Origin of the sequence: Paraburkholderia dinghuensis, assembly GCF_003837865.1 — a bacterium.
GTDB classification, from domain to species: domain Bacteria; phylum Pseudomonadota; class Gammaproteobacteria; order Burkholderiales; family Burkholderiaceae; genus Paraburkholderia; species Paraburkholderia dinghuensis.
The window spans coordinates 80533-103914 of the sequence record NZ_RQIS01000020.1; the positions used below are offsets into that span (position 1 = coordinate 80533).

Genomic DNA, 23382 nt, shown 5'->3' on the forward strand with positions numbered 1-23382 from the left:
AGGAATACGACATGAGTCTGCGTAGCGAATCCACCCGACCGGGTCCGGCTGCGCCGGCCACGATCAGCATTCAGGCGTGGTCGGTCCTGTTTGCCAGCACGCTCGCATTTCTTGTGTGCTTCGTGGTCTGGATGATGTTCGGCGTGCTCGGCATTCGACTACGCGACGAGCTTGGCTTGAACAGTACCGAATTTGGTCTGCTCACGGCCACGCCCGTGCTCACCGGCGCCGTGATGCGACTGCCGCTCGGCGCCTGGACCGATCGATTCGGCGGCCGGATCGTCATGACACTCCTGCTCCTTGTCTGTGCGATTCCCGTTTTTATCGTTAGTTTTGCCAATCAACTCTGGCAGTTTCTCGTGATCGGGCTTTTTCTCGGCTGCGTGGGCGCCTCGTTTGCCGTGGGCACACCTTATGTCGCGCGCTTCTTCCCGCCGGAACGACGCGGGTTCGCCATGGGTTTCTTCGGAGCCGGCACGGTAGGTGCTGCGGTCAACCTGTTCGTCACGCCGGTACTTCTCGCGGACTTCGGATGGCGCTTCGTGCCGCGCGTTTATGCCATTGCGCTGCTCATAACGGCCTTGATCTTCTGGTTTGCGTCCGCGCCCGATCCAGGCGTTGGGAAGTCACAGGGCTCCTGGGCCGATTCGTTCAAGGTGCTCGGCGACCCGCGTGTCTGGCGCCTTTGCCAGTACTACTCCATCACCTTCGGCGGCTTCACCGCGCTCTCGCTGTGGATTCCGCAATACCTGAAGGCCGAATACGGCATGTCGATCGTGATGGCGGCTGCGTTCGCGGCCGGATTCTCGCTACCGGGCTCCGTGCTGCGCGCCGTGGGTGGCATCCTCTCCGACAAGCTCGGTGCGCACAGCGTCACCTGGTGGGGTCTATGGGTCGCGTGGGTCTGCCTCTTCCTCCTGTCTTACCCATCCACCGACTTCGTCATCCACACGATCGACGGCCCGGTCACGTTGCACCTCGCTGTACCCATCGCAGGCTTCGTCGCGCTGACGTTCGTGCTCGGCGCAGTGTTCGCATTCGGGATGGCGTCGACGTTCAAATATGTCGCTGACTTCTATCCGACCAACATGGGTGTCGTGACGGGAATCGTCGGCCTTGCAGGCGGGCTTGGCGGCTTCCTGCTGCCGATCCTGTTCGGCGCGCTGCTCGATGTCTTCAGGGTCCGGTCAACCTGCTTCATGCTGCTTTACGGCATCGTCTGGGTGTCGCTGATCCTGCTGTATCTGTCCGAGGTGCAGCACACGCCCGTTCTCGAGAAAAGGGCCGCTTGATTTTCGGGTACCGCAACGATCTGCACGCCGCTCGCGGCGCGAGCGGCGTTTTTTTTCAGGTATTCGGATTCTGCGGTTGATCGTCGCAACACGTCGCAACTCGTCGCGATACATGCGGCGCAGCGAGAATCGCGCCTCTGCGGAACGCGATGCGCAGCGCACGATGCCCAGTTCAGTCACACCCCCAATATCACGAATTAACCGTAAAATCCGATTATCCCTTTCTTGACCTGCATTATTTTATCTCCGCCGCAATCGCGATAATATTCGCTACCACAAAGAAACGTCACACGACACATTCACCCATCGCCTCAACGGGTAAATGAAGCCAGATGCCAGCGCAGCCTTTGTCCATCATCCGAAAGGAGGAGGCGACAAAGCGCCTCTACGCACAGTGGGCTAATTACACCAGGCTAATTCCACTTGCGTATATCCGCGGCGTTCTGCATTGCATATAGTTCTTTTTAATCCGTAACTGATCTTATGATCTGCCGCCCAACGCATACGTTCGCCGGCAACCATCGCGGAATCGAATAATGGCTGATGCCCCTTTTCTTGAAGCGCCTGGCTGCTTTGCGCCAGAGCCGGACGATATCCTCGGTATCGTCGAGCTTCCCGCACCGAACCTGGAGCGCAAACGCTCGCTGATGAAAGCACTCGGCGACCGCGCGAGCCATCGCGAGGTCAGCCCGGAAGCGCTGTCGACGACGCTCATCAGCGAGATTCTCTGGGCCGGCTTTGGTGTCAACCGGGTCATCACTGGCGGGCGCACAGCACCCCGCCACGACGACGCTCGTGACATCGACATCTACGCCTTCCTGCGCCGCGGCATATACCGCTACGACCCCCTTTCGCACAGGTTGCTCCTCAGAAAGGCCGAAGACGCACGCCATCTGACTGGCCAGCAGGCGTTCGTCACGGATGCGCCGCTGAACCTTGTCTATGTCGCGCTGCCCCCGAAAGACCCAACATCGAAGCCGGACCGCATTTCCACGCCCGAGCTGATCACCATTGGGGCAATTTCGCAGAATGTATCGCTGTACTGCGCAGCATCGGGCCTTGCCACGGTCATCCGCGGATCGTTCTCCCGCGCTCGACTTGCCGAGGTCATGGAACTTCGTTATGGAGAAGTCGCAGTGCTTGCGCAATCCATCGGCAAACCGGGTTCGTAACCGACGCCAGAGATGAAGTGAGGTTCGCCCTCCAGGCAAGCCGAGAGACCTTGCCGGTTGGGGCGTTTTAAATTGCCGCTGTAGAGCGGCGCGTTATATCGGCGGATAGTTCAACTAATAGAACGTGCCGCCGGGAGTATGACCTATGAGGCAAGTGAGCGGCCGACACCACGTACCCTGCGTTTGGGAAACGCATTACGTTACCCCCCTGGCCCATTTCAGAAATCTGCGTCACCGGACGCTGCCGTGTGGCCCGCTCCAGCCGAGCGACACCTACTACGTTCTCGAGGCATTGCCGCGTGAAGGCGGGCAGTCCATCACGTTCGTCGCGGAACGACGCTACGCGGAAAAACTGCTTTGCCGCAGCGGAAGACTCCCGCTGCCAGTCTTCAATCCGCTCTATCGATCCTATGTAAAGCACGGCACCGAGCGCGATCCTCGTGCATGCATGAGCGGGCTCAATGCGGACCTCTACGACGCCATTCACATGCTGTGCATCGTCCGCGGCGACATGCCGAGAAACGGCATCACGCGCACGCTGGAATCGCTGCGCAGCAATCCGGAGGCGCCCGTGAAGAAGCACGAAATCGTCCGCTTCGCGCACGCGTTGGCGCAGGGGGGCGACGAAAGCCCGCTTTCGATCGCAATCGAGCGGCTGCGCAAGGCCATTCCGGGCCTCCGCGACTTCCCGTTCAAGTTTTTGCGCGTCCGCATGCTGCACGAAAATCTGGCTGTCGGCCTTTGAATTCGTGGCTATGGCGCGGTTATCGCGCGTTATCGTTCAGGATCGGGGGATAGCAATACAGCGGGCGATCGAATGTGCGCAAGGCACTATACGTCCGCTGCCCCCTGGCTAGTGCCAGCGCCCAGATACCCTTCGCGCTCTTTCGCGTAGATCGCGACCTGCACACGGCTCGTCATTCTCAGCTTGCGCAAAATATTGCGCACATGAATCTTCACCGTGCTCTCTGCGAGGTCCAGTGCGCGCGCGATCTCCTTGTTGCTGGCACCGCGCCCCAGTTCCTGCACGATTTCCTGCTCGCGCGCGGTCAACGCTTCTCCCGTATCGCCGGCACGCGGCGCGGGCGGCTGCAGCACCGGCCTGCGCATCCGCTCCACGAGCTTCGCCGTCATGTGCTCGGTGATCACCGGCTGACCGGCCGCCGCCTTGCGAATTGCGTCGGCCAGCGTCTCGGCCTCGATGTCCTTCAAGAGATATCCGCACGCGCCCGAGCGCATCGCAGCGGTCAGATCGTCTCCATCCTCCGAGACCGTCAGCATCACGACCGCCGTGTCGGGCAAATCCTGCACGAGCAGTTGCAGCGTTTCCAGGCCCGAAAGCCCCGGCATGTTCAGGTCGAGCAGCACAACATCCGGCGCGTGCTGCTTCGCGCGCTTGATCCCTTCGACGCCGTCGGCCGCTTCGTCCACGACCTCAAAATCAGGCTGTCGCAGCAATAGCGCCCTGACGCCCGAGCGAAAGAGCGTGTGATCGTCGATGAGCAGAATGCGTATTGTCATGTGAGCGTAGATACAGGAGTATTGGGTTACTTCAAGCGGCCATACGCGCCTCGGCGCCAAGCACCAGCTCCACGCGCGAACCGTGATCGGGGCGGCCGTCCAGCTTCAACGTCGCCGCAAGGTGCCTCGCCCGCTCGCGCATGATATGGAACCCCACGTGCGATTCACCCGCCGAGTCGAGATCAGCCGGATCGTAGCCAATGCCATCGTCCTCGACAAGCAGCCGAAAATCGCGTCCGTTGACTACCGTAACGTGAACCGATTGTGCCTCGGCATGTTTGCGCACGTTGGAGAGCGCCTCCTGCAGGATAAACAGCACCTGTAGCTGCTGATCGGCCGGCAGCGGCGCGCCGCCTTCCTCGCGATAGTCGAGCGTCACCTCGGCGTCCGACTGACGCTGGAAGCGCGCCACCGTATCCTCGACCGCTGGCCGCAGCGCGCCCGGGCCGAGCCGCGTGCGGAAGTTCAGCAGCAGTTCGCGCACGTCCTCATAGCTTTCCTCGACACCACCGGCGAGCAGCGGCACCAGTTCGCCGATTTCGTCGAGATCGCGCGCGCGCACGGCCTTGTCGAGCAGTTGCACCTGCATTTTCAGGTAGCTCAGGCCTTGGGCGATGCTATCGTGCAAACCCTGCGCGACGAGATTGCGCTCCTCGGACACGGCAAGCTGCCGCGCCAGTGTGGCGAGCCGCCGGTTCTTGAGCGCGACGCCCAGATGCCGACCCAGTGTGCGCAGCAACTGAACCTCGGACGGCGACATCGCCCGCTCGCGGCGGAAGTGCAGCGAGAACATGCCGAGACTTTCCCCCTGCGATACGATGCCGAACGCGGCAACGTTAACAAAGCCGGCCCGAATGCAGTACTTCGAGTATTCGCGGTCCGTGCCCGTCATGCTGCGCGGACTGCGCATGACCGCATATTCCGACGACGTCGCGCTGCCGCAGATGCAGTCGTTCACTCCCATGCACCGCTCCGCGTTCACCAGCTCCTCCGACAATCCCTCGGACACGAGCATATGCAGCTTGCTGTCCTCCGCCGATACCAACCGCACCGACCCGCCGTCGACATCGAACTCGCGCATGAGGCGCTTGAGGAAGTCACCGCACAGCACTTCTGCGGACTCGTTTCCATTGAGGCACGCTGTCATTTCGTAGAGCAGAGACAGTTCGCGGTTTTGCACCGCGAGTTGCGCGGTCTTCGCCTCGACGAGCGCCGCGAGGTCGCGGTACAGCGCCTGCAGCTCGCCAACCATACGGTTGAAACCCTGGGCGAGATAGCCGAACTCATCCTCGGTATCGACCGGCAGACGCGTGTCGAACTTTCGCGATTCGATGCGCGAAAGCCCTTCCTGCAGGCGCTGCACGGGCACGATGAACCACAGGTACAGCAAATAAACGATGGCCGCCGTCCCGACACATGACAGCGCAGCCAGCGCGAGCTGCGACGTTCGCAGCCAGGCAGTCTTGCGTGCATTCTCGCGCTCGATCATGCCGACGAGCCGGTCCGCTTCGTCGACGAAACCCGGCAGCAGCGCGAGATATTTCGGTGGCTCGCCTTCGCCTGTGTCGCGTTCGCTCAGCACAGCCGGTTTGAGTTGCGCGTCCCATACCGCGGCGACGCGATCGAACTGCGCGTGAATCGCCGGGTCGTTGGGCAGGAACAGCGGACGTGCCGCATCGCCCTCACGCAAGCGGCGCAGCGTGTCGTCCAGTAGCTTGAGCTGGTCGTCGAGGTCGGCGGGCTCGCCAAGACGCGTCTCCCACAACGCGATCGCCACGGCGTTCGCGCGCATGCGCAGGCTGCCCGCGTCGTTGATTGCGGCGCCCGCGCCTTCCAGCTGCCACGAAAGCCAGAGCGTGCCGCCGATCATCGAGAGCACGAGTGCGAGCGCCACCGCCGAAAGCACGATGATGCGAGTCGACAGGCGCCGGGGGAACGGCGCCAACGGCGGAGCGACGTCGGCGTGTTCGGAAGAGTCGGAGGGCGTGGACATGTCTTGACCGGTCGGTGTGTGGCTCAGCTGCGATTATCCGCCTGTGCGCCGCCCGCCGAAAGCCCGCCCACCGTCCGCGCGATGAACGCGGCAATCGCTGGCACGTCGTCCAGCGCCAGGACCGGCAAACGGGTATCGAGAACCATATCGGACGCGATCGCCACGATGCGCGGGTCATGCGGATAAAGCACCTCGCAGCCGCTCCCGCTGCGCACGACTTCGAGCCGGGGCAGCTCGGCGGTCGTGTAGCCTTCGACGAGCGTGAGGTCGGCGGGCGAGAGCCGGGCGAGCATCGTGTCGAACGACGGCTCCGGTCCGTCGTGCAAGATAGCCCACGACGTCGGCGACACGACCAGCACCTCGCCCGCACCGGCGGCGCGAAAGCGCGCGCTGTTCTTGTGCGGCGGCTCCAGATCAAGCCGATGGTGACAATGCTTGATGACGTTGACCACGAGGCCCTGAGCGCCGAAATGGGCGAGCAGTGCCTCGATCAGGGTCGTTTTGCCCTGACCCGAGCGGCCTGCGATGCCAAAGAGACGTGCCATGACACGCATCCTCCTGCAAAAAAAAAGGGCGACTGCCAGACACAGATCGCCCTAACGTGATCAGGCCTCAACCCTCCGAGCTGACCAACGGGGACTACCGGCTACGCACGAGCTGCCATGCGCGGCCGAGATAGCCGAGTGACGCAAAACCGCTCCACACGTGCACAAGGCGCGTGAACGGGAAGATGACGAAAAGCGTCATGCCCATGAAGAGGTGTACGCGGAAGATGAGCGGTGCGTCCGCCACGAAGCTTGCGCCATCACCACGGAACGTCAAGGTGTGCTGCGCCCACGTCATGAGCTTCACCATCATCGCGCCGTCCATGTGCCCGGCCGATTCGCCGATCGTCGAAAGACCGAGCAGCAGCGTGATGAGAATCCACAGGAGCAGGATCTTGTCAGCGGTGCGCGTCACAGCCGACACGCGGACGTTCGAGAGACGACGGTGCAGCAGGATCGCGAGCCCGGCGAGACACATCGAGCCCATCACGCCGCCCGCCACCATCGCGACCATCTGCTTGGCGCTGTGCGGCACGCCGAGAAAATCCCAGACCGCGACGGGCGTAAGCAGACCGAACAGGTGGCCGAAGAACAGCCCCAGAATGCCGACGTGAAAGAGGATATTACCGATCCTCAGTTGTCCGCGGTGAAGGAGCTGCGAACTATCCGCCTTCCACGTGTACTGCTCGCGTTCGAAGCGGGCGAGACTGCCAAACAGAAAGATCGCTAAAGCAATGTAGGGATAGGTCCCGAACAGAAACTGGTTTAACGTGTTCATTGCATATCCTTTGCAAGGCCCGCCGCGTCTTGCCGCGTACGCGGCGGGTGAAAATGGACGGTCTGCGGTGCATTGCGCGTAATGAGCGGCTCGACGCCGTCCGCGCCGACGCCGAACAGCTCCAGCGCTTCGTCCATGTCGCGCACCGGTGCCACGGTCAGTGGCTTGGGCTCGACCGTGCACATGCTGCACAACACGGTGAAGACGCACGCGTACGGACTCTCGGAGCGCTTTAGCTGCTTGCCGAGCTCGGCGAGCACGTGAATCGCTTCGCCGAGCAGCGTCGACGCATCTTCGCTGCCAATCAGCCCAAGCACTTCAAGGAAGAGCGGCACATAGTCGGGCAATTCGCTCGCCGACACGTCGAGGCCAAAGCTGCGATATTCCTCGAGCAGATCGACCATGGCCTGGCCGCGGTCGCGGCTCTCGCCGTGCACGTGCTCGAACAGATGCAGCGAGTGACGCGGATTACGGTCGAACGTCCCGACGTATTCCTCCTGCGACTCGATCAACGAACGGCCACGCAGCGCGCCGATCAGCGGCGCCAGATCGCGCGCCGCATCGGGATACGCGAGCAGCGCATCATCGATTTCCTCGAGGGCATCGAGCAGGTCCTGCTCCGGATAATCGAGCAGGCCTGCCAGAATTGGATAAATCGACATCGTGTATTCCTCCGCTTACGTGTTCGACGTCGCCTTACGCGACTTCGGCATATCCGCGAACACGACGCTGCCCTGCTCCTTCGCGCCGAACAGCGAACCTTCCGACACGCCGCCCGAACACCCGTTGCCGAACGAGAAGCCGCAACTGCCCTTCTCGTTGAAGCTGTCCTCGACCATTTCCTTGTGCGACGACGGAATCACGAAGCGGTCCTCGTAGTTCGCGATCGCCATGATCCGGTACATGTCCTCGACCTGGGCCGGGGTGAGGTTCGTCGTGCTCAGCAGCGACGGATCTTCAATGCCGTCGACGGATTGCGCACGCTTGTACGCACGCATCGCCAGCATGCGGCGCAGCGCGTCGATCACCGGCGCCTCGTCGCCTGCGGTCAGCAGGTTCGCGAGATACTGCATCGGAATGCGCAGGCTCGCGACGTCGGGGATCACGCCGTCGTGGCCGATGTGGCCTGCGTCGGCGGCCGACTGGATCGGCGAGAGCGGCGGCACGTACCAGACCATCGGCAGCGTGCGGTACTCGGGATGCAGCGGGAACGCAATCTTCCACTCCACCGCCATCCGGTACACCGGCGATTTCTTCGCGGCATCGAGCCAGTTCTGCGCGATGCCCTGACGCAATGCCTCGGCTTCCACAGCCGGGTCATTCGGATCGAGGAACATGTCGAGTTGAGCCTGATACAGATCCGTCTCTTTCTCGACGCTTGCCGCTTCGCTGATACGGTCGGCGTCGTAGAGCATCACGCCGAGATAGCGGATACGGCCCACGCAGCTTTCCGAGCACACAGTCGGCTGACCCGCTTCGATGCGCGGGAAGCAGAACACGCATTTTTCGGCCTTGCCGGTCTTCCAGTTGAAGTACATCTTCTTGTACGGGCAACCGGACACGCACATACGCCAGCCGCGGCACTTGTCCTGGTCGACGAGCACAATGCCGTCGTCCTCGCGCTTGTACACCGAGCCCGACGGGCACGACGCGACGCACGCCGGATTCAGGCAGTGCTCGCACAGGCGCGGCAGATACATCATGAAGGTGTTTTCGAACGTCGAATACATCTCCTTCTGCACGTTCTCAAACAGCGCATCACGGCTGCGCGACTCGAACTCGCCACCGAGGTCGTCTTCCCAGTTCGGACCCCAATGGATCTTGTCCATCTTCTTGCCGGTGATCACCGATACCGGGCGCGCGGTCGGCGGCGTCTGCGAGAGACCCGCTTTCTGCAGATGCTCGTAGTCGTACGTGAACGGCTCGTAGTAGTCGTCGATTGCGGGCAGATTCGGGTTCGCGAAGAGGTTCGCGATCACCTTGAGCTTCGAACCCTGGCGCGGCTCGATTTTGCCGTCCGGATTGCGCACCCAACCGCCGTTCCACTTCTTCTGGTTTTCCCATTCCTTCGGATAACCAATGCCCGGCTTCGTCTCGACGTTGTTGAACCACGCGTATTCCACGCCGTCACGCGACGTCCACACGTTCTTGCACGTAACCGAGCACGTATGGCAGCCGATGCACTTGTCCAGGTTCAGGACCATTGCCACCTGGGCACGAATCTTCATGATGCTGCTCCTTCGACGAGCGGCCCTTCCAGCCACTCCACCTTGTTCATCTTGCGGACAATGACGTATTCATCGCGATTGCTGCCGACCGTGCCGTAGTAGTTGAAACCGTAGGCAAGCTGCGCATAGCCACCGATCATGTGCGTCGGCTTGAGCACCGTGCGCGTGACCGAGTTGTGGATGCCGCCGCGGAAACCGCTCGTCTCGGCGCCCGGCGTGTTCACGATCTTCTCCTGAGCGTGATACATGAGGCACATGCCGCGCGGCACACGCTGGCTCACCACCACGCGTGCAGTCAGCGTTCCGTTCACGTTGAAGACTTCGACCCAGTCGTTGTCCTTGAGGCCGGCCTCTTTCGCTTCGGATTCCGAAACCCACACGTGCGGACCGCCACGTGAAAGCGTGAGCATGCGGAGGTTGTCCGAGTACGTCGAGTGAATACCCCACTTCTGGTGCGGCGTGATCCAGTTCAGCACAAGCTCGTGCTCGCCGTTCGGCTTCGCACCGAGCATCGGCTTGATGGTCTTCGTGTCGATGGCCGGCTTGTAGCTCGCCGAAGCCTCACCGAAGTCGAGCATCCAGCGGTGGTCCTGATAGAACTGCTGACGACCGGTGAGCGTGCGCCATGGAATCAGCTCGTGCACGTTCGTGTAGCCCGCGTTGTAGCTGACTTCCTCCGATTCGAGCCCCGACCACGTCGGCGCGGAGATGATCTTGCGCGGCTGCGCCTGAACATCGCGGAAGCGGATCTTGTCGTGCTCGCGACCTTCGGCCAGATGCACGTGATCGCGGCCCGTGATCTTCGAGAGCGCGTCCCACGCCTTCACCGCGACGTGACCGTTGGTTTCCGGCGCGAACGTGAGGATCATTTCCGCCGCGTCGATTGCGGTGTCGAGACGCGGGCGTCCATCCGTCACGCCAGTGCGATTCGTGATGCCGGTGAGGTGCGCGAGTTCACCTACCTCGTGCTCCGTGTTCCAGTTGATGCCCTTGCCGCCGTTGCCGAGCTTGTCGAGCAGCGGTCCGACCGACGTGAACTTGTTGTAGATCTCGCGATAGTCGCGCTCGACAACAGTCATCGAAGGCGCGGTCTTGCCCGGGATCAGGTCGCACTCGCCATGGCGCCAGTCCTTCGGCTCGAACGCCTGGCCGAGTTCGTTCGGCGTGTCGTGCATGAGCGGCGTGCAGACGAGGTCGGTACGCGTGCCAAGATGCTCGCCGCCGATCTCCGAGAACTTCTTCGCGATCGCCTTGTAGATCTCCCAGTCCGTCTTGCTTTCCCACAGCGGCTGCACTGCCTCCGAAAGCGGATGGATGAACGGGTGCATGTCGGACGTGTTGAGGTCGTCCTTCTCGTAGAACGTCGCGGACGGCAGCACGATGTCGCCATAGAGGCAGGTCGTGCTCATCCGGAAATCGAGCACCGTGAGCAGGTCGAGCTTGCCCTCTGCAGCCGGGCGCACCTTCACTTCCGACGGCTTGATGGCGTGGTCTTCGTCGCCGAAGACCGCGTTCTGCGTGCCGAGCAGGTACTTGAGGAAGTACTCGTGACCCTTGCCCGAGCTGCCGAGAATATTCGAGCGCCACACGAACATGTTGCGCGGGAAGTTGACGGGATTATCGGGGTCGTCGCACGCGAAATTCAGCGCGCCGGACTTCAGTTGTTCGACGGCCCAGCCGATCGGCTCGCGGCCTGCGCGCTTCGCGGCTTCGACGACGTCGAGCGGATTCGCGCCAAGCTGCGGTGCCGACGGCAGCCAGCCCATGCGCTCGGACTTCGCGTTCAGGTCGAGCATGCTCAAACCCTTGTAGCGCTCGCGATCGGCGCCCGGGCTGAGAATTTCGTCGAGCGAGACCTTCTCGTGACGCCACTGGCTCGTGTGGTTGTAGAAGAACGACGTGCCGTTCATCTGGCGCGGCGGACGGTTCCAGTCGAGCGCGAACGCGAGCGGAGTCCAGCCGAACTGCGGCCGCAGCTTCTCCTGACCGACGTAGTGCGCCCAGCCGCCACCGCTCTGGCCGATACAGCCGCACATCATCAGCAGATTGATGATGCCGCGGTAGATCATGTCGTTGTGGTACCAGTGGTTGAGCGCGGCGCCGAGGATCACCATGCTCTTGCCGTGCGTGCGATCCGCGTTGTCCGCGAATTCGCGAGCGACCTGGATCACGAGCTTGCGCGGCACCGTCGTGTGTTTTTCCTGCCATGCGGGCGTGCAGGGAACGTCGTCGTCGTACGTCATCGCGACGTTCGGGCCGCCGAGGCCCTGATCGACGCCGTAGTTCGCCATCTGCAGGTCGTAGACCGTCGCGACGAGCACGCTCGTGCCGTCCGCCAGTGCAACACGCTTCGCCGGCACGCGACGCGCGAGCATCGCACCGTGCTCCCCGCCGAAATACGGGAAGCTCACGTCGGCCACTTCGTCGTGCGCATCGATGAGCGACAGACGCGGGTCGATCGTCCGGCCACTACCGCCGTCCTTCAGTTCGAGATTCCAGCGGCCGACCTTCGCACCGTCGTTGTGGTTCGACTCGCCCCAGCGGAAACCGACCGAGCCGTTCGGCGCGACGATGTCGCCGGTCGCCGCGTCGATCGCGAGCGTCTTCCATTGCGGGTTGTTCGCTTCGTCGAGATTGCCAGCGAGTTGCGACGCGCGCAGGAACTGGTCCGGCACAATCGCGCCATCGCGCTCGGCGAGCACGACGAGCAACGGCATGTCGGTGTATTGCTTGACGTAGTCGCGGAAGTACGCGGATTTGCCGCTCGCGTGGAATTCCTTGAGCACGACGTGACCCATCGCCATCGCGAGCGCCGCGTCGGTCCCCTGCGTCGGCGCGAGCCAGATGTCGCCGAACTTGACCATTTCGCCGAAGTCCGACGACACAGCGACGGTCTTCGTACCCTTGTAGCGGACTTCCGTATAGAAGTGCGCGTCAGGCGTACGCGTCTGCGGCACGTTCGAGCCCCAGACCATCAGATAGGTGGAGTTGTACCAGTCGGCGGACTCGGGCACGTCGGTCTGCTCGCCCCACACTTGAGGCGACGACGGCGGCAGATCGCAGTACCAGTCATAGAACGAGAGGGGCACGCCGCCGATCAGGCTCAGGTAGCGCGAGCCGGCCGCATACGAGACCATCGACATCGCCGGAATCGGCGAGAAGCCGACCACGCGGTCAGGGCCGTATTTGCCTACCGTGTAGGCGTTCGCTGCGGCGATCATCTCGGTCGCCGTATCCCAGTCGGCGCGCACGAAGCCGCCGAGCCCACGCACCTTCTTGTAACGCGCGGCCTTTTCCGGATTCTCGACGATCGACGCCCACGCCTGTACCGGGCCGAGCGTGCGGCGCGCGTCGCGCCACATGTCCATCAGCCGTCCGCGGATCATCGGGTGTTTGACGCGCTGCGCCGAATACACGTACCAGCTATACGACGCGCCACGCGGACAACCGCGCGGTTCGTGGTTGGGCAGGTCGGCGCGAGTGCGCGGGTAGTCGGTCTGCTGCGTCTCCCACGTGATAAGGCCATTCTTCACGTAGACCTTCCACGAACACGAGCCGGTGCAGTTCACACCGTGTGTCGAGCGGACGATCTTGTCGTGTTGCCAGCGGCTGCGATAGCCGTCTTCCCACTTGCGGTCTTCGTTGACGACCGCGCCGTGACCGTTCGAGAAAGTCGCCTTGACGCGCGACATGAACTTGAGACGGTCCAGAAAGTGACTCATCTTATTCTCCGGGACTTATGCTGCGTCCAGCGTGCACTCTGTGATTGCATGGACGCGGGGTATTCGTGAAGCTAAGTGTCACGGGCGCGCAAGCGCCCGGTTGCCAGCGGAAACGAACTACAGACGCATCAGCAAGGCATCGGCGCGTTGCGGCGCGCGTAGAAAATCCACGTGACCGCCGCACACACCAGGTAAAAACCGATGAAACACACGAGCGCCGTGACGGGCGACCCCGTGGCGGCGATCGACGAACCGAAGCTCCTCGGGATAAAGAAGCCGCCGTATGCGCCCATCGCACCTGCAAAACCGAGGACCGCTGCCGACTCCTTGCCCGCCTCGGCCAACACCTGGTGCTGTGCAGACGCACCCTTGGCCTTCGCAAGGCGCTGATGCTGCGTGAGGAAGATCACCGGAATCATGCGGAACGTCGAACCGTTGCCGATGCCGGTCAGCGCGAACAGTACGATGAACATCGCGAGGAAGCCGCCGAAGTTGCCGGCCGATCCGTCATGCGGCAGGAAGGCGATCACGCCGACGACCGCCGCGATCATTGCGAGAAACGTAAAGAGCGTAACGCGCGCGCCGCCCAGACGGTCCGAGATCCAGCCGCCGAGAGGACGTGTCAGCGCACCGGCGAGCGGCCCGAGAAACGCGTAGGCGGTCGGGTTGATCGCGGGAAATTCTGCCTTCGTGAGCAGCGCAAGACCTGCGGAAAAGCCGATGAACGAACCGAACGTGCCGACATACAGGAAGCACATCAACCAGTTGTGCGTGCGGCGGAAAATCACTGCCTGCTCGCTGAACGACGCCTTCGCATCGGCAATGTCGTTCATGCCGAACCAGGCGGCAATCGAAGACACAATGATCAGCGGAACCCAGATGAAGCCCGCGTTCTGCAACCAGATGCCGTGCTCGACACCCTTCGCGACATAGGTCTGGCCGTCACCGAGCACGCCGCTGAACACAGCAGTCGAGATGACGATCGGCGTCACGAACTGCACCACCGAAACGCCGAGGTTACCGATACCCGCGTTCATGCCGGTCGCGAAGCCCTTGCGCTGCTTCGGGAAGAAGAAGCTGATATTGGCCATCGACGAGCTGAAGTTCGCGCCACCCAGGCCGCACAGCAGTGCGAGCACCAGCAGCGTTTGATACGAGGTCGACGGGTCGCGCAGCGCGAAGCCCATGCCGAGCGCCGGGATCAGCAGCGTGGCCGTCGAGATCGCGGTGAATCGGCGACCGCCGAAGATGGGAACGAGGAACGAGTAGAAGATGCGCAGCGTTGCGCCGGACAGTGCCGGAAGTGCCGTGAGCCAGAACAGCTCGTCCTTGGAGAAGTGGAAGCCGCCCTTGTCGAGATTGACGACGGTGACGCTCCACAGCGACCACACGACAAACGCCAGCATCAGCGCGGGAATGGAGATCCAGAGGTTGCGGTTGGCGACCTGCTCGCCACTCGCTTTCCAGAAACGCGAATTCTCCGGCTCCCATTCAGTCAACAGATATTTAGACATGATGTTTGCTCAATCAAAAAAGGCACGCCACATACGTGGCGTGCGGGAAAATCAGTGGGCCACCGTCTCGCGCTCGTACACCTTGCTCTCTTTCTCAGCACCGGCCTTGGCCAGCGCTTCCGAGCGGTACGAAAAGTGCATGAACAGCAGGCTGACCACAGTTGCGCCAAACATCAGCATGAAGCACGTGCTGCGCACGCCGGTCAGATCGACCAGCAATCCGAACAGAATCGGCAGGATGAAACCGGCAAGACCGCCAGCCAGCCCGACGACGCCCGAGACCGCGCCGATGTTGTCGGTGTAGTCGTCACCGATGAACTTGAAAACCGACGCCTTGCCGACCGCGACTGCCACGCCGATGATGAACATGACGACCGTATAGAGCACCGGACCGGCACCGATCGTGAACGCAATCGGCCCACGCGCGCTGTGGATCACGAAATCGGTCGGCGGATAGCTCAGCACGAAGAAGCCCGCGAGCGCGATCCACATCACGGCCCAGGTCGTGCGATATGCACCGAAACGGTCGGAGAGCCAGCCGCCGAATGCACGCACCACGCCACCCGGCAGAGAGAAGCAGGCGGCAAGCAATGCCGCGGTCTCGATACCAAAGCCGTATTGCTGCACGTAGTACTGCGGCATCCACAGCGAGAGCCCGACGTAGCCGCCGAACACCACCGAGTAGTACTGCGCATAGCGCAGAACGCGCGGGTCGCGGAGTACCTTGAGCTGGCTCCCTGCGCTCGACCGGGTCGGGATGCGATGCGCGGGATTGCTCGCCGACAGGGCGAGAAAGACGAACGCGGTGATAAGCATGGCGATCGCGTAGACCTTCGGCACGATCGTCCACGTACCGGCGGTGACGATCAGCACTGGCGCCACGAACTTGTTGAGTGCGGCGCCGGAGTTGCCCGCGCCGAAGATCCCCATCGCGAGACCCTGGCGTGACTTCGGAAACCAGCGCGCGACGTAGGGGGTGCCAACGGAAAACGATCCGCCCGCCACACCGACGAACAGACCGAGCAGGAGAAACTGCCAAAGCTGCGTTGCATACGACACGAGCCAGATCGGCACGACAGTCGAGAGCATGGTCAGGAAAAACACGATCCGGCCGCCGAAACGATCGGTCCAGATACCGAGCGGCACGCGAATGAGCGAGCCGGTCAGGACGGGTGTTGCGGCGATGAGGCCAAACTCCGCGTTGCTCAGATGAAGTTGCGACTTCAACGGAATGCCGAGGATCGAAAACATCATCCAGACGGCGAAACAGATCGTGAAAGCAAAGGTGCTTGATCCGAGCACACGCCACGCGGCGTCTGCCCCGTTATTGATGCTTCTATTTTCCCCGTCCATTTTTTATGGCCTGGTAGTTAGTGGATAACAGTCAGCTTACTGACTATTTCGGGCGATTCCATTACTCATCAGGATCGTGTGACAACCGGACACTACTCCTTTGGGAGTAGCTCTTGCTTCAGCCGCACGAACGAACGCTGATGGGTGTTTGGGTGCGCTCGCACCGTTCCACCAACGACAACTGACCACTCAAACGAGCGGCATTAATCCTATGCCAATTAGATGAATTCCCTCTTGTTTTACGTGACATTTTTGCAGTTAGTTAGTTATGTTGATTGATCTGCAAAGTACCTGAAACACACACGACACAAATCAGGCCGTTTGTCGCATTCACGAAAACAAGATTGGCGCGGCCCGGCCATCAACGGGCCAAGCCGCACCATAAGACAATATGTCGCACGGACTACTCCACCTTGCCGTTCCGCAAACCGGCAAGGGGAGTTCAGCCGCGCTCAGCTGGAAAAGCGCTCGCTCACGAACTGATCCGCCGGCACGCGCGCGGCAGCCGCCGCATCACGCGCGCCGGTCACGAGCGCGGGCGGCCCGCAGACATAGATGTCCGGCGCCGCGTCAGACTCTGCGAGCGCCATGGCCAACGCATCGACAGGCGTACCGCGGAAACCGGACCAGTCGTCACGGGGACGCCAGACGCACAGTTCCACCTTCAACTGCGGCAACTGCGCCTGAAGGCTGCGCAATTCGTCGACCATGAACAGTTCTTCCTCATGCGAAACGCCGAAGAAGACCCGCGCATCGTCCAGTTCCTGAAACTCCGCCATGCGTCGCAGCATGGAGATGACGGGCGCGAGACCCGTGCCGCCCGCAACGAACCAGCGTGGCCGCAAACTGCCCGCGATCAGGCCGAAGCCGCCCTGCGGACCGTGAACGGTCAGCGCATCGCCAACCTTTGCGCTGTCGCGCAGCCACGCGGAGAACTGTCCTTGCGGCTGCAACCGGATCAGAAACTCGAACCGTCCTTCCCAATTGCTCGTGTTCGAGATCGAAAAGGGACGTCGCACGTCGGTGCCGGGGATCTCCAGCTCGGCGAACTGGCCCGGTTCGAACTCCACCGCACTGCCGAGCGGATCATCGGGATCGATGCTCAACTCGACTCGCACGGTGTTCTGCGCGATCGTCTCGAGCGCCGTAATCCGCGTAGCCCGCGCGGACACCGGGTGCAACAGCACCTTCGCGCTGTCGTAAGGCAAAGACACGCGAAGGTCGCTGCGCGGCATCGTGCGGCAAAGCAGGATGGAGCCCTGGCCAGCCGGCAATGCGTCAGGGCTGTGGACGCCCAGCGCATAGTCGCCAGCTGAGACCGTCGCGTGACAGGCACCGCAACTGCCTTGCCGGCATTGCGACGGCAACGTGATCGTCGCCGCCGCGGCCGCCGACAGCACGTCCTGGCCTGGCTCGCACGCGAAGTCGAACTGCGCTCCGTCGCGCGTGGTGATCTCGATTCGACAATTCATGATTTGGGCGTTCCTTGCAGCGCGTCAGGCAGCCTTGCGCGAGAGCGAGGCAGCGATATCGTCGCTGGCGTTGCCGATCGGCTGAATGCCGAACTGCTCGACGAGCAGACCGAGAACATTCGGCGTGAGGAACGCGGGGAGCGTCGGTCCGAGGCGGATGTTGCGAATACCGAGTGCAAGCAGCGTCAGCAGCACGGCAGCGGCCTTCTGCTCGAACCACGAAATGACGAGCGAGAGCGGCAGGTCGTTCACGCCGCAATCGAACGCGCTGGCAAGCGCCATGGCGATGCGGATCGCCGAATAGGCGTCGTTGCACTGGCCCACGTCGAGCAGACGCGGAATGCCGCCGATGTCGCCGAATTCGTGGCGGTTGAAGCGGTACTTGTTGCAGCCGAGCGTCATCACGACGGTATCGTTCGGGGCCTGCGTGGCGAAGTCCGTGTAGTAGTTGCGACCCGGCGCAGCACCGTCGCAGCCGCCGATCAGGAAGAAGTGATTGATCTGGCCTGCCTTGACTGCGTCGATGACCTTGTCCGCGACGCCGAGCACTGCATGGCGGCCGAAGCCCACCGTGATGGTCTCTTCGGGTGCCGTCTCAGCAAAGCCGGGCAACGCGCGAGCAGCCTGAACGACCACGCCGAAGTCGTGATGCTCGAGGTGGCGCACGCCGGGCCAGCCAACCGGACCGGTCGTGAAGATACGCTGGCGATACTGGGGCTGCGGTTCGATGATGCAGTTCGACGTCATCAGAATCGGGCCCGGGAAATTCGCGAAATCGCCGTGCTGGTCCTGCCACGCGCCACCATAGTTGCCGGCCAGATGGGTGTAGCGCTTGAGCGTCGGGTAAGCGTGCGCGGGCAGCATTTCGCCGTGCGTGTAGATCTGGACGCCCGTCCCTTCGGTCTGCTCGAGCAGCGCCAACAGGTCGCCGAAATCGTGACCCGACACGAGAATCGCCTTGCCCGCCACCGGGCTCACGCGCACCTTCGTCGGCGTTTGCTCGCCAAAGCGGCCCGTGTTCGCCGCGTCGAGCAATTCCATGACCTTCAGGTTGACGCGGCCGAGTTCGAGCGACTGGCCGAGCAGCGCGTCGGCATCGGCGGGATCGCTTGCGAGGAACGTCAGTGCGGCTTCGACGCCCGCATAGACCTCGTCGCTTTCATAGCCGAGCATGCAGGCGTGATGCGAATACGCGGCCACGCCCTTCAGACCGTAGATGACGAGCGCGCGCAGACCGACGATATCGGCGCCCACGTCGGCTACGCCCGCCTGGATGCCAACCTGCTTCGCCTGCTCCAGCAGACCCGCCATCGAGTCAGCCGGTTGCCATTGCGCCGGGCCCGTCGGCGCCTCGAACGCAACACCCTGTGACGTGGCCTGCGCTTCGCAGGCGGCCTTCACGCGGTCACGCGTTTCGGCCGCTTCACGCAGCAGCACGACGAAGCGCGAGGCGTTAAAGTTGACATTCGTCAACGTCGTGAACAGCGCGTAGAGGATAAAGCGGTCCGCTTCGCGATCCGGCGTGCCCAGACGGCGAGCGAGACCGCAATACTGACCGATGCCTTTGACTGCGTACACCAGCAGGTCCTGAAGGTCGGCGGTCGTCGCGTCCTTGCCGCAATTGCCTTTTGCCGAGGCACAGCCCGGCTGGCTTTGGGTGCGGTCGGTCTGTTCACACTGGTAGCAAAACACGAGTACTTCTCCTATTTCGACGGTTGCGCATGGGGGGCGCGGAGTTGGCATGCGTCACTTCGGTTACGGTACGGCGCAAACGCAATTAACATGCTTTTCGTATGAATCTTTTTAAATGTTGCCGGGTTCGGATCATTCGTGTGCTGATATAAATCAAAAAAGGTGCCGTAGCGGCGCCGTGTCGCACCCGGCCGCGCGTGCGAGGAAATGCCGCATCAACGTGTTCTGCCCATCCCATATAAGATGCACGTGAAATACCTCTTTTATGCCGGAGAACCAGCATGACCCTATATCGGATTACCGAACCGCCAGCAGCTCCCCAGCGCGGCTTCGCCCTGTGGGCCCTCGGTTTCCGCCCGTTTTACCTGGGCGGCGCGCTCTTCGCCACCGCCGCCATGCTGGCGTGGCTAGCCGAACTCGACGGGCATCCGCTGCCTGCCCTGCACCCGTATTTGCCGGGAATGCTGTGGCACATTCACGAGATGATTTTCGGATTCGCAGCCGCAATCGTGGCAGGCTTCCTGCTTACCGCCGTACGGGCATGGACCACGGTGACGCCCGCGGAAGGAAAATCGCTCGCAGCACTGTGGGGGCTGTGGCTTGCGGGCCGCGTGGCCGTCGCATACGGGAGCGCCCCGATCGCCATCACCCTCGACATCGCGTTCCTGCCCGTGTGTGCAATCGTTCTGCTGCGCGTGCTCGTGCACGCGAAGAACCGCCACAACGTCTTTCTGCCCATCGCGCTTGCACTGCTGGCCACGACCAATCTCGTGTTCCACCTCGCCGCCGCGAGCGGGCGCGCGGACCTGGCCGTGCGCAGCGCCTACGTCGCGGTCGGTCTGCTCGTGCTGTTCGTCACGATCATCGGCGGACGCATCATCCCGTCGTTCACCGTCAACGCGATTCCCGGCTTCGAGATCAAGAAGTGGCGCTTCGTCGAGTCCAGCATCATGCTGTTGACCCTGCTCCCGTTCCTGCTCGACGGGTTCGGCGTGACGGGCCCCTTCCTCGCTGTCGCGGCTGCCGCCGCCGCGTTCGTCCAGGGGATGCGGGTTTTCGGATGGCGCTCGTGGCGCGTCGGCAACCGGCCGATTCTCACGATCCTTCACATCGCCTATGCGTGGATTCCGGTCGGCTTCGTCATGCTCACGCTCGCGGCGCTAGGTGTCATCGCGCATACGCTCGCAATTCATACGTTCACGGTGGGTGCGATTGGAGGCGCGATCATCGCGATGATGACGCGCACTGCGCGCGGGCATACGGGGCGGCCGCTCGTTGCCGGATATATGGATGTCGCGTGCTATGTGCTGCTCGTGCTCGCGGCGGTCGTTCGCGTGGTGGTTCCTGCGCTCGCGCCGCAGCTCATGCTCGTTGCGATTGATGTTTCGGCGGCGTGCTGGATCATCGCGTTTGCCGGGTATTTCGCTCGCTACGCTGGATGGCTCGCGAAACCGCGGGTCGATGGTAAGCCGGGTTGATGGGGCGTGTTCGTGGCGGGTCGGTGATTACGGCCCGCCAAACTGTATCGGTTCAATGCGACGGAATTCGCGTTAGCTCTCGCATAGGCTTTGGAAGTTTGTTCATTGGTGTGCTTTCGTCCGGCTCGCCTTTTCCTGATACATAGCTGTAAACCAGATATTTTTTATCCGTTTCGTACCCTTCGTTCGGAATAACTAGCAACATACCTTTTTCGTCTGCATATAACCAAAGCGGCAACGCCTTCTCTGAAAAATGAAGGCGTTCAATTTCCTTAGTTAGCGGATTCTCGCGAATTGCAATGCCTTTTCGATATGGCGGGCCATATTCGACCGCGAAAATCAGTGTTCCATGCGCGCATGCTGACAGAACAAGATGATCGTTACCTGAGGTGGCATTGTCATCGGGAAATGCCCGCTCGGTCTTGCCTTTGATTTCGACAAGTACGTCTTCAGCTTCGTATCCGGACGGCTTCACTTTGAGCGTAGCGCTATCACCGCCCGCGAGCGGACACGACAGCACCACGCGTTGCTGAACGCCTTGGCCGCAGTGTGCTGGCGACGAAGCCAGGACAATCCCGGCGACAAACGCGGATCGCAACAGTCTATCCATTTCACTTTCACCATATCCCGCAGCAGTTGCATATATGCGCTTCTCGCGATGGCGCCGCAGCGGCGTCTAGCAGAGGGTCGCGCCTGCTGTGTCAGAGGAAACGGAGATCGAGCACGTCCTGATCGACTTGGACCGGCCAGAGTTTCATAGACACTCACGAGCCGTTCAGCGCATAGCGCCTTTCAAACTCTACAGGCGAAAGATCGCCGGCGGAACCATGTCGGCGAATCGGGTTGTAGAACATCTCGATGTAATCGAACACATCCGAGGTAGCCATTGCCCGGTTCGGATAGATCCGCCTCTTGATCCGCTCCTTCTTCAACGCACTGAAGAAGCTTTCCGCCACGGCATTATCGTGACAGTTACCGCGACGACTCATGCTCGGCACCATGTGGTGGGCCTTCAGGAACGACTGCCAGTCGTCACTGGTGAACTGGCTGCCCTGGACGCCCTTCTAAAGATCAAGGGGTAATTTGCACCTGCGCGATCTGTCGGTTTCTCATGTCGAATGACGTAATAGACTTCGCGGGCGATATAGCGCTTGAGACAGCGGATCGCTTCAAGCTTCGAATGCCCCTCGCTGACGCGTTTGTCGACGTAGGCCTTTGTGCGAGCGTCGGTTCGCAAGCGACCGATGGCAATGATGTGCAAGGCACTGTTGGCTGCACGGTCGCCTCCGCGATTCAGTCGATGTCGCGTCACCTTACCGGAAGACGCCGGGACGGGGCTTACTCCACAAGGGGCGGCGAAGCTGGCCTCTGACTGAAGCCGGTCGCTGTTGTCGCCAGCGGTCAGTAACAGCTGCGAAGCGGACTCGTATCCAATCGAATTTCGGGAGACAAGGTCGGGGGCGAGTTCGTCGACGAGCGTCGCGATCATGACGTCGAGGTCGGCGATCTCGTCGTGTAACTCGAGATAGCGACGTCCAAGTGACTTCAGTGCAATCCGGCAAGCGGAGGTCACGTTCCGATAGTCGGACAGATCGGGACGCCACGCGGCTAGTGTCCGGATGAGCTGCATGCGTGTCATCGTGCGTAGTGATTCGCGTAACTCATCGGGCGCGCTGATGATGGTATTGTGGATCAGCTGCAATGCGACGCGACGCGCCGAAATGGCCGTTTTCCGGCAGACTTTCAGAACGCGCAGCGATTCAATCATGCCATCGCGCGTCTTGGGCGTGACCGTACGTACACCGGCAAAGGCGGCATGAGCCGCGTTGCAGGCATCCAGCGTATCGTCCTTCCCCCGTTTGCGCCGATCGCTCTTGTCCGGCGCGGTGACCTCCAGCACGGTTACGTGGGCCTGCTGCAGGTAGCGGAGTAAGCCCGCTCCGTAGGTCCCAGTGCACTCGACGCCGACCCGGACAAGCTCACCGAATGAGCGCATCCAAAGCAGCATCTGCTTGTAGCCGTGCCGCGTGGTTGGGAAGGATTCGCTGCCGAGCACGCGATCATGTTCGTCAACGACCGCCGCGAAATGCAGATCCTTATGCGTATCAACGCCACCCACGATGCTGCGATGCCCAGCAGTAGCCTGTTCTTCTTTCATACAGCCTTGCTCCGGTTGTCGATGGGTATGGGCGATTTCACCGGCATCGAGTACCTGGACAAGACAGTAAGGTGACAGGGTGTCAGGCCCTTCTTGAGTCACACGTATCGACGAGGCGAAACCTCGCCGTTCGGCAGTTCCGGACGACCGACAGGTCCAGGGAAAGACATTGAGTCGATCAGAGTGTGGGTCAGGTCGCCCGGAACGCTTTACGGCACCAGATATCCCCGGAAAGCCGCCGTTGCAAACCGCCGACTGCCCGGAAACATCTGATACCCGTATTCTTACTGTCCGAATGCACCATGACGCCCGGTCCCGGTTTGCGTTTCCATACCGCTGCCAGCAAGGCCTGCAATGCCAGTCACTGGTCATCGTCGAGCGCGTGGCCCAGCCGACAATCTGGCGCGAGTACAGATCCATGACCGCCGCCAGATACAGCCATCCCTCGTAGGTCCGGATGTACG

The 23382-nt window shown here is 61.9% G+C and carries 16 protein-coding genes and 3 pseudogenes; 4 read left to right on the forward strand and 15 right to left on the reverse strand.

Annotation, left to right across the window (positions count from 1 at the left end):
* Positions 1-11 precede the first annotated feature (11 nt).
* The 3 genes from D1Y85_RS22770 to D1Y85_RS22780 all read left to right on the forward strand — a co-directional run bounded on the left by D1Y85_RS22770 (position 12) and on the right by D1Y85_RS22780 (position 3209).
* Positions 12-1292, forward strand: coding sequence for an MFS transporter (locus D1Y85_RS22770; RefSeq protein WP_124153333.1), 1281 nt, complete (start codon positions 12-14; stop codon positions 1290-1292).
* Between the two features lie 536 nt (positions 1293-1828).
* A complete protein-coding gene (locus D1Y85_RS22775; protein WP_124153334.1) occupies positions 1829-2464 on the forward strand; it encodes a nitroreductase family protein in 636 nt (211 codons plus the stop codon).
* Positions 2465-2609: 145 nt separating this feature from the next.
* Positions 2610-3209: a hypothetical protein gene (locus tag D1Y85_RS22780; protein ID WP_124153335.1), complete on the forward strand. Its 600-nt coding sequence runs from the start codon at positions 2610-2612 to the stop codon at positions 3207-3209.
* A gap of 86 nt (positions 3210-3295) precedes the next feature.
* On the opposite strand, the gene D1Y85_RS22785 is transcribed toward D1Y85_RS22780, so the two are convergent.
* The 11 genes from D1Y85_RS22785 to hcp form a co-directional block, all read right to left on the reverse strand.
* On the reverse strand, positions 3296-3985 hold the full coding sequence (locus tag D1Y85_RS22785) for a response regulator (RefSeq protein ID WP_124153336.1): 690 nt from the start codon (positions 3983-3985) through the stop codon (positions 3296-3298).
* Positions 3986-4016: 31 nt separating this feature from the next.
* On the reverse strand, positions 4017-5978 hold the full coding sequence (locus tag D1Y85_RS22790; RefSeq protein WP_124153337.1) for a type IV pili methyl-accepting chemotaxis transducer N-terminal domain-containing protein: 1962 nt from the start codon (positions 5976-5978) through the stop codon (positions 4017-4019).
* A 23-nt stretch (positions 5979-6001) separates the two neighbouring features.
* Positions 6002-6523 carry a molybdopterin-guanine dinucleotide biosynthesis protein B gene (mobB, locus tag D1Y85_RS22795; RefSeq protein ID WP_124153338.1) on the reverse strand — a complete coding sequence of 174 codons (522 nt, stop codon included), beginning with the start codon at positions 6521-6523 and terminating at the stop codon, positions 6002-6004.
* Positions 6524-6617: 94 nt separating this feature from the next.
* Positions 6618-7301: a respiratory nitrate reductase subunit gamma gene (narI, locus tag D1Y85_RS22800; protein WP_124153339.1), complete on the reverse strand. Its 684-nt coding sequence runs from the start codon at positions 7299-7301 to the stop codon at positions 6618-6620.
* A complete protein-coding gene (narJ, locus tag D1Y85_RS22805; protein ID WP_124153340.1) occupies positions 7298-7963 on the reverse strand; it encodes a nitrate reductase molybdenum cofactor assembly chaperone in 666 nt (221 codons plus the stop codon). The genes narI and narJ overlap by 4 nt, the downstream gene beginning before the upstream one ends.
* 15 nt (positions 7964-7978) lie before the next feature.
* Positions 7979-9529, reverse strand: coding sequence for a nitrate reductase subunit beta (narH, locus tag D1Y85_RS22810; protein ID WP_124153341.1), 1551 nt, complete (start codon positions 9527-9529; stop codon positions 7979-7981).
* Complete coding sequence (locus D1Y85_RS22815; RefSeq protein WP_124153342.1) at positions 9526-13251, reverse strand: nitrate reductase subunit alpha; 3726 nt, start codon at positions 13249-13251, stop codon at positions 9526-9528. Before D1Y85_RS22815 ends, narH begins: the two co-directional genes overlap by 4 nt.
* Positions 13252-13379: 128 nt before the next feature.
* The gene (locus tag D1Y85_RS22820) at positions 13380-14765 is read right to left on the reverse strand and encodes a NarK family nitrate/nitrite MFS transporter (RefSeq protein ID WP_124153343.1); all 1386 of its coding nucleotides are present in this window, start codon (positions 14763-14765) and stop codon (positions 13380-13382) included.
* 51 nt (positions 14766-14816) lie between these two features.
* On the reverse strand, positions 14817-16118 hold the full coding sequence (locus D1Y85_RS22825) for an MFS transporter (protein WP_124153344.1): 1302 nt from the start codon (positions 16116-16118) through the stop codon (positions 14817-14819).
* Between the two features lie 452 nt (positions 16119-16570).
* Positions 16571-17590: a 2Fe-2S iron-sulfur cluster binding domain-containing protein gene (locus D1Y85_RS22830; RefSeq protein ID WP_124153345.1), complete on the reverse strand. Its 1020-nt coding sequence runs from the start codon at positions 17588-17590 to the stop codon at positions 16571-16573.
* Positions 17591-17614: 24 nt separating this feature from the next.
* The gene (gene hcp, locus D1Y85_RS22835) at positions 17615-19282 is read right to left on the reverse strand and encodes a hydroxylamine reductase (RefSeq protein ID WP_124153346.1); all 1668 of its coding nucleotides are present in this window, start codon (positions 19280-19282) and stop codon (positions 17615-17617) included.
* Between the two features lie 281 nt (positions 19283-19563).
* Here hcp and D1Y85_RS22840 point away from each other — a divergent pair, with 281 nt between their 5' ends.
* A complete protein-coding gene (locus tag D1Y85_RS22840; protein WP_124153347.1) occupies positions 19564-20760 on the forward strand; it encodes an NnrS family protein in 1197 nt (398 codons plus the stop codon).
* A gap of 52 nt (positions 20761-20812) precedes the next feature.
* On the opposite strand, the gene D1Y85_RS22845 is transcribed toward D1Y85_RS22840, so the two are convergent.
* From D1Y85_RS22845 to D1Y85_RS22860, 4 genes and pseudogenes are all read right to left on the reverse strand, one after another.
* Positions 20813-21370, reverse strand: a complete 558-nt coding sequence (locus tag D1Y85_RS22845) for a hypothetical protein (protein ID WP_124153348.1) — start codon at positions 21368-21370, stop codon at positions 20813-20815.
* 154 nt (positions 21371-21524) lie between these two features.
* Positions 21525-21815, reverse strand: a pseudogene (locus D1Y85_RS22850) (IS3 family transposase); the annotation flags it as partial.
* A gap of 38 nt (positions 21816-21853) precedes the next feature.
* Positions 21854-22918: pseudogene (locus D1Y85_RS22855) on the reverse strand (IS110 family RNA-guided transposase); the annotation flags it as partial.
* A 289-nt stretch (positions 22919-23207) separates the two neighbouring features.
* Positions 23208-23382: pseudogene (locus D1Y85_RS22860) on the reverse strand (DDE-type integrase/transposase/recombinase); the annotation flags it as partial.